An 11306-nucleotide genomic window follows, 5' to 3' on the forward strand; every position below is an offset into this window, starting at 1 on the left:
AACTATTTCTGTGTAATGTTTGCTAATATTTGCTTTATCGCAGTAAAAAGGAGGAACGATTTTATGACCATAGAACAGACTGTTACAACGGTGGATGCCATCGTGGACAGACATAATGCTTCTCCGTCGGCATTGATTGCCATTCTGGAAGAAATTCAGGAAGCATGTCACTACCTGCCTGGGGACGCGTTGACACGTGTGTCGGAACGCACAGGCATATCCGAAGGAGAAATTTTCAGCGTTGCTACATTTTATAAGAACTTTTCACTGACCGCCAAAGGTCGGTATGTCATTAAAGTTTGCGACGGAACGGCCTGCCATGTGCGTAAATCTATTCCCATCCTGAATGCCCTGCGCGAACACTTAGGGGTGAGCGCAGAAAAGCCCACCACAGAGGACAACCTGTTCACGGTGGAAACGGTGTCCTGTCTGGGTGCGTGCGGGTTGGCGCCGGTAATGACTGTGAATGACCATGTGCACCCGAAGATGACGCCGGAATCGGCGCTTGAGGTAGTGAGCGGCTTGCGCGGGGAGGCAAAAGAATGAGACTGCAAACAGCGGAGCAATTGGATGTATTTGCCCGTCAGGCGGGGGAAGTGATGGACAAACAGCGAATGCGCGTGTCCGTCTGCGCAGGTACAGGCTGTTTGGCGGGCGGCTCGCTGGAGCTGTACGACAGGCTGCGCGCCATTGTGGCCGAAAAGGGTCTGCTGGTGGACATCTGTATGGAAAAAGAACCGGAACACGGCATCGGTATCCACAAGAGCGGCTGCCATGGTTTCTGTGAGATGGGCCCGATTGTGCGCATCGAGCCGGCTGGATACCTTTACCTGCGCGTCCAACCCGGCGATGCCGAAGAAATCGCTGAAACCACACTGTTCGGCGGCAAACCGGTGGATCGACTGCTCTACAAAGAAGGCGAACAGACCGTTGCCAAGCAGGAGGACATCCCGTTCTACAGCCGGCAGACCCGTCTGGTGCTCCACCATTGCGGCGATATCGACGCTGAATCCATTGACGAATACATCGCCATGGGCGGTTATCAGGCGCTCCGGAAAGCGCTGTTCACCATGCAGCCGGCGGAGGTCTGTCAGCTCATCAAGCTGTCCAACCTGCGCGGGCGCGGCGGCGGCGGATATCCAACGGGCAGCAAATGGGAACAGGTACTGTCACGCCCCGACGAAGTCAAATTTGTGGTCTGCAACGGTGACGAGGGCGATCCGGGCGCGTTTATGGACCGCAGCGTCATGGAGGGGGACCCCCACAGCGTTGTGGAAGGCATGCTGATTGCGGGCTATGCAACCAAAGCAACACAAGGTTACATCTATGTGCGCGCCGAATATCCCGTGGCGGTGGAACGGCTGAACAAAGCCATTGATGCCGCCCGGGCCTGCGGGCTGCTGGGTGGGGATATCCTCGGCTCCGGGTTCTCGTTCGATATTCAGGTCAACCGCGGCGCGGGGGCGTTCGTCTGCGGCGAAGGCAGCGCGCTTACCGCCTCTATCGAAGGCAAACGCGGGATGCCGCGCGTTAAGCCGCCCCGCACCACCGAACATGGCCTGTGGAGCCGCCCCACCGTGCTGAACAATGTGGAAACGTTCGCGAACGTAGCGCGTATTGTGCAAAACGGCGGCGAATGGTTTCGCGGCATCGGGCCTGAAAACAGCCCGGGTACCAAGGTGTTTGCCATTTCCGGCAATGTCAACAACACCGGCCTGATTGAAGTGCCGATGGGCACCACGCTGCGCGAGGTTATCTTTGACATCGGCGGCGGCATCCGGGGCGGAAAAGGATTCAAGGCGGTGCAGATTGGCGGCCCGTCCGGCGGCTGCTTGACCACTGAGCATCTTGACTTGCCGTTGGATTTCGATTCGCTCAAAAAAGTGGGTGCAATGATCGGTTCCGGCGGGTTGGTTGTCATGGACGAAGACACCTGCATGGTGGAGGTGGCGCGCTTCTTCATGAATTTTACGCAGAACGAGAGTTGCGGCAAATGTGTGCCTTGCCGCGAGGGTACCCGCCGGATGCTGGAGATCCTTAACCGTATCGTGGAAGGCAAGGGCGAGATGCAGGACCTCGATATGCTTGAGGAACTGGCGGACACCATCAGCAACACCGCGCTCTGCGGTCTGGGCAAATCGGCAGCCAACCCGGTGGTGAGCACCCTGCGGTATTTCCGTGACGAATATGTCGCCCATGTGCGCGATAAAAAATGTCCCACGCACACCTGCAAAGCCATGAGCATCTATGTCATTGATCCCGAGGCCTGCAAGGGGTGCAGTAAATGTTCCCGCATTTGTCCGGTGGGCGCGATTTCAGGTAAAATCAAATCGCCGTTCACCATCGACACCCAGAAATGCATCAAATGCGGTGCATGCATCGCAAGCTGTCCGTTCCACGCAATCGAGGAGGCGTAAAGCATGAAGGAGAGTATCGTAATCGACGGCCGCCGGGTCGAACTGGACAACGAAAAGAACCTGCTCGAAGTGGTGCGTAAAGCAGGCATCGACCTGCCAACCTTCTGCTATTATTCCTGTATGAGCGTGTATGGCGCATGCCGTATGTGCACAGTGGAGGACAGCCGCGGCCGTACAATGGCCGCTTGTTCTACCCCGCCCAAAGCCGGGATGGAAATCCACACCAACACGGACCGGCTGCGCAAATACCGCCGCATGATTCTGGAACTGCTGCTTTCCAACCACAACCGCGACTGCACCACCTGCGAAAAGAGCGGTGCATGTAGATTGCAGGAGCTGGCACTGCGCTTTGGCGTGCGCAAAGTGCGCTTTCCGCAGGAGGTGCGCCCCCTGCCGCAGGACACCAGCAGCCCGGCGATCCTGCGTGACCCGCAGAAATGCATCCTCTGCGGCGACTGTGTGCGCATGTGTTCCGAAGTGCAGGGCGTGGGTGCGCTGGCGTTCGCTTACCGCGGTTCGGATATGGAAGTTACCACGGCGTTCCACAAAGGCCTTGGCGAAGTAGGCTGTGTGGGCTGTGGACAATGTGCAAGTGTCTGTCCCACCGGCGCCATTACGGTGCGGGACGACACTGCACCCGTATGGAATGCGCTGCAAGACACGAATGTCCGTGTGGTGGCACAGATTGCGCCTGCCGTCCGGGTGGCTATCGGCGAGGAATTTGATATGAAACCCGGCGATGTAAACCTTGGCAAGCTGGTCGCCGCCATGCGGATGCTCGGTTTCGATGAGGTGTACGATACCGGGCTGGGCGCCGATTTGACGGTGGAGGAAGAAGGCTCGGAATTGCTGGATCGCCTGCAAAACGGCGGCAAATTTCCCATGTTCACTTCCTGCTGCCCCGGTTGGGTGACCTATGCCCAAAACCGGCACCCCGAACTTGCCGGCAATATTTCCTCCTGCCGGTCGCCCATGGGAATGTTCGGCGCGGTGCTGCGCGATTATTTCACGGACAAGGATGCGAAGGATGGCAAAAAAACGTTCAGTGTGGCGGTCATGCCTTGTACCAGCAAAAAAATTGAGGCCGGCTGGGACGAGATGATTGCCGAAACGGGAAACGATATCGACGTCGTGCTGACCACGCAGGAGATTGCGCGCATGATTCGAGAAAGCGGCATTGATTTCCTCTCGCTTGAGCCGGAAGCAACCAACATGCCGTTTGGTCTGACCAGCGGTGCCGGTGTGATTTTCGGCGTGACCGGCGGCGTCACCGAAGCGGTATTGCGGAACCTGTCTGTTGACGACGATTATGATGCGCTCCAGCGGGTGGCGTTCACCGGTGTTCGCGGCATGGACGGGGTAAAGGAAGCATCGGCTACGATAGACGGACGAGAAGTGCATGTGGCCGTCGTGCACGGCCTGAGCAACGCAGAACGGTTGATTCGGCAGATGCAGGCAGGAGAACGGCAGTATGACTTTGTGGAAGTGATGGCCTGCCCCGGCGGCTGCATCGGCGGCGGCGGGCAGCCGGGGCCACAGTCGGCAGAGACGCGCGTCGCGCGTGCTAAAGGGTTGTACCATGCGGACAGTGAAACGCAGATACGCCGTTCGCAGGAAAATCCGGTGCTTTCCACGGTCTACGGCAATATCCTTGGAGAAGATCATCACAGGCTCCATCGGAATCATCACTGAGGGTCTGCTTATCTCTATAAAAGCATAGATGGGGTTCTTTAAAGCCCCTTTTTGACAACAGGCTGGATGTGTTTGCATCCGGCCTGTTTGCCTGTCGCAATCCTTTTTTATGAGGCAGGGCAAAGAAATTATTGTTTTTTGTAAAGAAAAAGCCATGGATTTTTTTGATTGAATACAATATAATGTGAAATAGATTCATTACTACTACACGCCCTTATTCTCCATCCTTACAACATCCAGACAATGATACATGAACGAAAGGGTTTTGCTGGAATGAAACAAAATGAAAAAGAACAGCCCTCCTCAATGGCGCAGGGGGCACTAAAAACAGTTGTGTTTATCGGTGCGCTGATTGGTATTGTAGATATCGTCAGCGTTCTTTTGGCGGTATTGGGGGACAAGGCCGGTGGCCAGAGGATGCTGCTATGGAATATTCCTGTCGTCTTGGCAGTGCTGGCGATTTCTGTTCTGATTGTCGCCAGACGTGACCGGCGAAAAGCGGAAGAAAAGGCGGAGCGGCTACGCGTGATCGTGGAGGCTGCCGAGCAGCTTGCACGCGGCGATACAGATATGCAATTTGAAAACCGTGCGGGAGATACATATGGCACATTGACGGCGGCATTAGAGCGCATCGCCGCCACTAGCCATGCACAGGCGGTTGCTGTTGCGCAGCTTGCACGAGGGGATTTGCAGGAGCTTTTGGCGGATGGGCCTGTGCGGCAGCCGTTCTCTGAAGGATTGCGCCAAGCGGCCTGCACGATACAGGCGCTCCAATCAGAGATTGCCGCCATGTCCCAAAAACAGCAGCAGTGTGAATTGTCTGCGTTTGTGGTGGAGAATCATTTTGAAGGGGCATTTGCGGCTATCGCCAGAGATGTCAATGCCATGATTCAAAAACACGTGGAGGCCCGTGAGCAGTCGTTGTCTTGCGTGGCAGAACTTGCAGAAGGCAGTTTTGACATGTCGGTTTTCGACGGGTCAGTAAATTCAAACCTGGTCGGCGATAGTATTACGCAGTTGAAGCATACCCTTTGGCTCTTTGCTAATGACATGCAAAAAATGTCCGAGCAGCAAAACGCGGGCGATGTAGACGCACTCATGCCTGTTGACGCGTTTCAAGGTGTCTACGCCGATTTGGCGAAGGGCGTCAATAACATGGTGCAGAGCCAAATCGCCGTCACAAAAAAGGCAATGGCCTGTGTGGAGCAGTTCGCGGAGGGCAATTTTGAGACGGGTTTGGAACAATTCCCCGGAAAAAAGGTGTTCATCAGCGATACGATTGAAAAATTGCGGGCCAATATCAACGCGTTTATCACCGCAATGAACAATATGTCCACGGATCAGGACGCGGGCGATTTGGACGCATTTATCCCTGTGGAGCAGTTTAAGGGTGCATATGCCTCCATGGCGGACGGCGTTAACCGCATGGTCAAAAGTCATATTTCGGTAAAGAAGAAAGCAATGGCTTGCGTCCAGCAATTTGCGCAGGGTAATTTTGAGGCCGAATTGGAACAGTTCCCGGGGAAAAAGGCATTCATCAATGAAACCATAGAGGGTCTGCGCAGTGATTTGAAGAATGTAAACGCGGAAATCGGGCAGTTGATCATTGCGTCTGAAAATGGACGGCTTAACGAGCGTGGCAATGCGGAGCAGTTCAGTGGCGACTGGAAGTATTTGATAGAAGGATTGAACCGTTTACTCGACGTGGTTATTGAGCCGATGCAGGAAGCGGCAGAGGTGCTGAGCGAAATGCAAAACGGCAATTTGGCAGTGGAAATGACCGGCGATTATAAAGGGGATCATGCCAAAATCAAACATGCGCTGAACGCGACCATCACGTCGATTCAAGCGCTCCTCACCAGTATCCAGAGTTCGGCGCAGGAAGTATCCGCCGGTTCCGGTCAGGTGTCCGAATCCGCACAAATGCTCTCCCAGGGCGCGACCGAGCAGGCAAGCGCCTTGCAGGAACTGACGGCTTCGGTCGCGGAGATTGCCGCGCAGACGAAGCAAAATGCTGCCGATGCGGCACAAGCCAGTGCGTTTGCAGCCTCCGCGCAGACCGAGGCGGTGAATGGAAACGAAAAAATGGAACAGATGCTCAACGCAATGCAGGAGATCGGCAAATCATCGTCCAATATTTCCAAGATCATCAAGGTGATCGACGATATCGCATTCCAGACCAACATTCTCGCATTGAATGCGGCAGTGGAAGCGGCACGGGCAGGTCAATATGGCAAAGGGTTTGCTGTGGTTGCTGAGGAGGTGCGCAACCTTGCGGCCAGAAGCACCAAGGCTGCCAAGCAGACGACCGAACTGATTGAGGGGTCTGTTTCCAAGGTGAAAACCGGCGAAATCATCGCGAATGAAACGGCGGAAACACTCGGCAAAATCTCGGAAAGCGTGGAGAAGACGAACGATCTGGTGGGCAACATTTCCAGTTCGTCGGATCAGCAGGCCACAGCCATCTCTCAGATCGATCAGGGACTGGAACAGATTTCCGGTGTTGTGCAGAATAACTCCGCCACTGCGGAGGAGAGTGCAGCTTCCAGCGAGGAACTTTCCGGACAGGCCGATACCCTGTTGCAAATGGTGGCGGCATTCCAATTGCAGAGACAATCCGTTTGAGTAGTGGGCATATTTTCCAATGCATTCCGAACAGGGATCGGGCGATTGACACGTCCGATCCCTGTTTGTGCATTAAAACAGAGTGTACAGATGTTGGATACCGCGTATACGACCGGTGAACGGATGTTTTTTGGATTTGTACTTGTTTGTCTGCTTGTGGACAGGTATAATCAAAAGAAAAGGTTATTTGAGGTAACAATATAAATGGATTATATACAAGTGACGATTTTCACCACCCACGAGGGCCTGGAAGCGGTCACAGGGCGGCTTTACCGTATCGGACTGACCGGTGTGGAGATTGAAGACGAAACCGATTTTAACGAGTTTTTGGAAGATAATCATCAGTATTGGGACTATGTTGATGATGACCTGCGTCAGAAAATGGCGGGCGAAACAAAAGTAAAAGTCTATTTGCCTGTGAGCGAAATGCCGCAGGCAGTGCAGGTCATTCGCAGCGAGATGGACGCGCTGCGCGCACAGAATACCGCTCATGCATATGGGCGGCTGGAACTTTCCACGGATTCTGTTTCGGAAAAGGACTGGGCGAATAACTGGAAACAGTACTTTAAGCCGACCCTCGTGGGTAATGTGCTCATCAGGCCCGCGTGGGAGACACTGCCGCATGATATGCAGGGATATACGGTTTTCTCCATCAATCCGGGGATGACATTCGGTACCGGTACGCACGAGACCACCCGTCTGTGTATACAGGCGGCGCAGCGCCATGTGGGAAAAGGCACACGGGTGCTTGATCTTGGATGTGGGAGCGGCATTTTGTCACTGATTTCCCTGCTGCTTGGAGCCAAAGAAGCGACGGCGGTAGACATAGACCCCATTGCACAGGATACCGTGTTGGAAAACGCGGCGCTCAATGGGATTGCACCGGATGCGCTGTCGGTCTACACAGGGGATGTGCTGACAGACGATGTGCTGCGCAAGCGTGTGGGAACCGGATATGACGTGGTGTTTGCCAATATTGTGGCAGATGTCATTATTGGTTTGGCTCCGTTCTTTCCGCGTGTGATGAGCGCCGATGGGGTACTGATTACCTCCGGTATTATCGACAGCCGGCGAGACGAGGTGGCGCAGGCACTTTCGCAGAACAAGCTGCAGTTGTTCGAGGAAAACCAGGAAAAGGGTTGGCATTGCCTGTGCTGCAAAAGGGGGTGATGATATGCCGCGGTTTTTCACACAGGAGGTGGACGCGGCGACGGCCCGCATCACCGGTCCCGATGCTGTGCATATCGCGCGTGTGCTGCGGATGCGGCCCGGTGAACAGATAACCGTCTGCGATCTTGCGGGCAGCGATTATCTGTGCGAGATTCTTTCTGCCAAATCAGATGCGGTAGATCTGCGTGTGCTGGAACAGCGCCCCACTGTTGCGGAACCCACGGTTCATGTCACACTGTTCCAAGGGTTGCCCAAGGCGGACAAGATGGAATTGATTGTGCAGAAAAGTGTGGAGCTTGGGGTATCCCGCATTGTGCCGGTATTGACGGCGCGCTGTGTTTCTCGCCCGGACAAGGCCGTCATGGCAAAAAAAACAGAACGCTGGCGCAAAATAGCACTCGAGGCTGCCAAACAAAGCGGGCGCGGGAAATTGCCGCGTGTGGATGACACAATGGGATTTACTGAAGCCGTGCAGGAATTGGGACAGATGGAACGCGGTATCCTCTTTTATGAGAAAGGAGGCGACACGCATCGTGACTTATGGAGCGGCGCGCGGGAGATTGGTGTCTGCATCGGTCCAGAGGGCGGATTTGCAGACGAAGAGGTGGCGCTGGCCGTGCGTGCCGGTGCGCATATCTGTACGCTGGGGCCGCGTATCCTGCGCACCGAGACTGCGCCGCTGTGCGTGCTTTCAGTCGTCATGTATGCGACCGGTAACCTGTGAGATTCCATACGGGTCTTTGCGCAGACGGTCACAAAAGCGGGCTGTTGCAAAATGAATTTGCGATGCAGTCTGCACAAAGCCATAGTATTTATTTCATGAAAATGCGCCTTGAAAGGGCTTTTGAAGTCCAATCAAGACGCATTTTTGTGCGATGTTTTCCTGTAAAGCTGTTTTGCAACATCCCTTGGTTTTGGCCAGAAAGGCAAAAGGCGGATTAGGAATTTTTCAGATTTTTAGGATTGTAGCGGTTGATGGTACTGTTGTTGGTCGTAATCCCTTTGTAATTGTCCAGCATTTTCAAAAATGCGGGGTCCTTCATATCCGTCAATACATCCGATTTGACCGAATCAAATTTGGATGGATCAAGCGCTACTTTGTATAGAATATGATATCCCATGCTGGACTTAATCAGCTTTATGTCCCCTACTTTCATAGAGAACGATGCGTCTTTGAACACCTGCACGAAATCTTGGGATTTGCCGAACACATAGCCGTCGGGGTTGCTTTGCATCCCGGGGTCTTCATTGTTGGCGGTCATCAATGTGTTGAAATTGGAGCGGTCGGCGCTGATCTGCCCCAGCACATCGTTGGCTTTTTTCTGCTTGGCCTGCTGCTGCGCAGTGGGCAGAGCGGCCCCGCTGTCATCATTTGTATTGAAAAAGATTTGTTTGATCTGTACGAAATTTTTAATGTAATGATCTTTCAAGTCGGCGTCTGAAACCGCTTCTGAGCCGCCAGCCGCATAATAGGAATTGAACAGCTTGTCTTTTAGATATTCAGAATAGGCCAGCGCCCGTTCCAGAGAAGACTGGGCAATGCCGTTATTGGCCAGCACCGTGTAAGAACTCATCATGTTCTGCGCATAAGAGGTCACTTGGGATTTTTCATCGGCGCTCAGCGCAATTTTTTTCTGCGCGCAGAGCGACTCGGCCGCCAACAGCTCGCGGGTGTCTTTCGTGGCTTGATCGACGACCCATGTCTTGGCATCCTTCCCGTCAATCTTTTTAGACCAGTTAAACGTGGACGAACTTGCCGAAGCGCTGGAGGACATCTTCGACTGTGCGTTGCTCTTTTCGGTCAGCAGGTAATATAGATAGACACCGGTTGGTACGGTGATTGTGTTTGTTTTCATCACCCACAAGGTGTTTGCGCAGCCGGTCATGCCAATTGCGAGCACGCAGGCAAGCAGGAAAGCAGAGGCTTTGATCCAACGCTTTTTCATAAAGATCCTCCCAGTAATTCAGACGTTATTTAATAGTATACTTTGCAAGTATGTCCGTTTTGTTTGTAATCGATTGCCGCTTTTCGATCATCTGTACGATATTGGTTCCGACGCACGAAACCCTCTAATGGCACCATTTCCACCCAATTTATTCCCATATCGCCTTGCCTCCAGCCTTTCTCTTCTATTTTACTACTTTTCTGCTCTATCTGCACTCCTTTTTCAACACGCCCACCATAGAAATTTTCCTTGACACCTTGTTCTCACGCCATGCTTTTATCGTTCTACTGCTGTTTCGGCACTGGTTGATGATTTTATCCCGATTGTCGGAGACGATATACCGGCGCTGTTAGAGGGCCTTTGTATACAGCAAAAGAGCTCCGGAAGTGCAGCATTTCCAGAGCTCTGTTCGTCTATATTTTCGTGTTGACAAGTGCTGCACCTTTTGGCGCCCATTCGCTGTACTTTTAGTGCTGCTTATATTGGGAAATCAGAAAACAGGTCTAATGCTTTACCTTGCTGCCGGGACAGATTTAATTGATATTGCACATCGTTTTAATTACTCAACAGAAACACAGTTAAAGATCGGTTCATATAACCTAGAGCAGGAAAGTCTGTACGAATATTTGCCCCACTTCATCTCCTGCCACTAATCCATTGCCCGACAGACTGACCGTGATTCCGGCTGAAGGGCCAACGATACTGAAAGGTACGGGGGTAAACGTTGTTCCAGGTGCCTCCACACTGTTTCCTCTTAAAGATCCAAAAGCCAGAACGGGTTCTCCGGCAGGCCCAGTAGCGCCGGTAGAGCCTGCGGCTTCGCCAGGTCCGGTGGTTCCTGTTGGGCCGGTTGTATAAGGAAAATTAAGAGATGTTAATCTGGCTTCCAGGCATCTCTCCCTTATGCTCCTACTCACGTGAAGCAGCGTTGCCCTTTTCAAAACACACGGTTGTATTTTTTTGCAACGACTATCACGCGCTTCAATTACATAATAAATCCAAATACCGTGAGATACGCATTGTATCCGCCAGGAGATTGTAATGTTACGCTACCACCCTGAACAACGAACTGTATGGTGCTGTTCGGCACATATGATGAAATATAGTCGATCGATACGCCACCCTCGTGATTAATAGGCAGATAGACACCGCTTCCTACCCCATTGAGAACCATTTCCAAGGAGGGGGTCCCTGTGAAGGATTGAACCACCACGCCAAATGCGACCCGATAATACGGTTGTGTGCCCAGCGTCATAGTTGATGTGGCAATATCAAAGGTAGTATTGTTTAGTGATACAATCGTATTGAATGTCAGGATTCCCCCTGTGCTGATCGTTAATGGAGTATTGTTCATGACAGATCCGTAGGACGCAATGGCTGTTGGGCCTGTAGCTCCGGTCGGTCCGGTGGGACCAATGTTACCCTGTGGCCCAGTTGGGCCGATGTCGCCTTGAGC

At 53.1% G+C, this 11306-nt stretch carries 7 protein-coding genes and 1 pseudogene; 6 read left to right on the forward strand and 2 right to left on the reverse strand.

The window, feature by feature from the left end; translation table 11 throughout:
* The first annotated feature begins 63 nt into the window (after positions 1-63).
* From ABF463_RS09305 to ABF463_RS09330, 6 genes are all read left to right on the forward strand, one after another.
* Positions 64-546 (forward strand): complex I 24 kDa subunit family protein, encoded by a 483-nt coding sequence (locus tag ABF463_RS09305; RefSeq protein WP_415533337.1) that lies wholly within the window; start codon positions 64-66, stop codon positions 544-546.
* Positions 543-2417, forward strand: coding sequence for an NADH-quinone oxidoreductase subunit NuoF (gene nuoF, locus ABF463_RS09310; RefSeq protein WP_415533338.1), 1875 nt, complete (start codon positions 543-545; stop codon positions 2415-2417). The genes ABF463_RS09305 and nuoF overlap by 4 nt, the downstream gene beginning before the upstream one ends.
* A gap of 3 nt (positions 2418-2420) precedes the next feature.
* Positions 2421-4109, forward strand: coding sequence for a [FeFe] hydrogenase, group A (locus tag ABF463_RS09315; protein WP_415533339.1), 1689 nt, complete (start codon positions 2421-2423; stop codon positions 4107-4109).
* Between the two features lie 273 nt (positions 4110-4382).
* Positions 4383-6734, forward strand: a complete 2352-nt coding sequence (locus tag ABF463_RS09320; protein WP_415533340.1) for a methyl-accepting chemotaxis protein — start codon at positions 4383-4385, stop codon at positions 6732-6734.
* A 204-nt stretch (positions 6735-6938) separates the two neighbouring features.
* The gene (gene prmA, locus ABF463_RS09325; protein ID WP_415533341.1) at positions 6939-7904 is read left to right on the forward strand and encodes a 50S ribosomal protein L11 methyltransferase; all 966 of its coding nucleotides are present in this window, start codon (positions 6939-6941) and stop codon (positions 7902-7904) included.
* A 4-nt stretch (positions 7905-7908) separates the two neighbouring features.
* Entirely contained in the window at positions 7909-8628 is a 720-nt protein-coding gene (locus tag ABF463_RS09330) for a 16S rRNA (uracil(1498)-N(3))-methyltransferase (RefSeq protein ID WP_415533342.1), read from the forward strand.
* 214 nt (positions 8629-8842) lie between these two features.
* Here ABF463_RS09330 and ABF463_RS09335 read toward each other — a convergent pair whose 3' ends face one another.
* Together ABF463_RS09335 and ABF463_RS09340 are read right to left on the reverse strand one after the other, a co-directional pair.
* On the reverse strand, positions 8843-9850 hold the full coding sequence (locus tag ABF463_RS09335; RefSeq protein ID WP_415533343.1) for a peptidylprolyl isomerase: 1008 nt from the start codon (positions 9848-9850) through the stop codon (positions 8843-8845).
* Positions 9851-10835: 985 nt separating this feature from the next.
* Positions 10836-11306: pseudogene (locus ABF463_RS09340) on the reverse strand (hypothetical protein); the annotation flags it as partial.

Origin of the sequence: Ethanoligenens sp., assembly GCF_047718355.1 — a bacterium.
Lineage (GTDB): Bacteria > Bacillota > Clostridia > Oscillospirales > Ethanoligenentaceae > Ethanoligenens.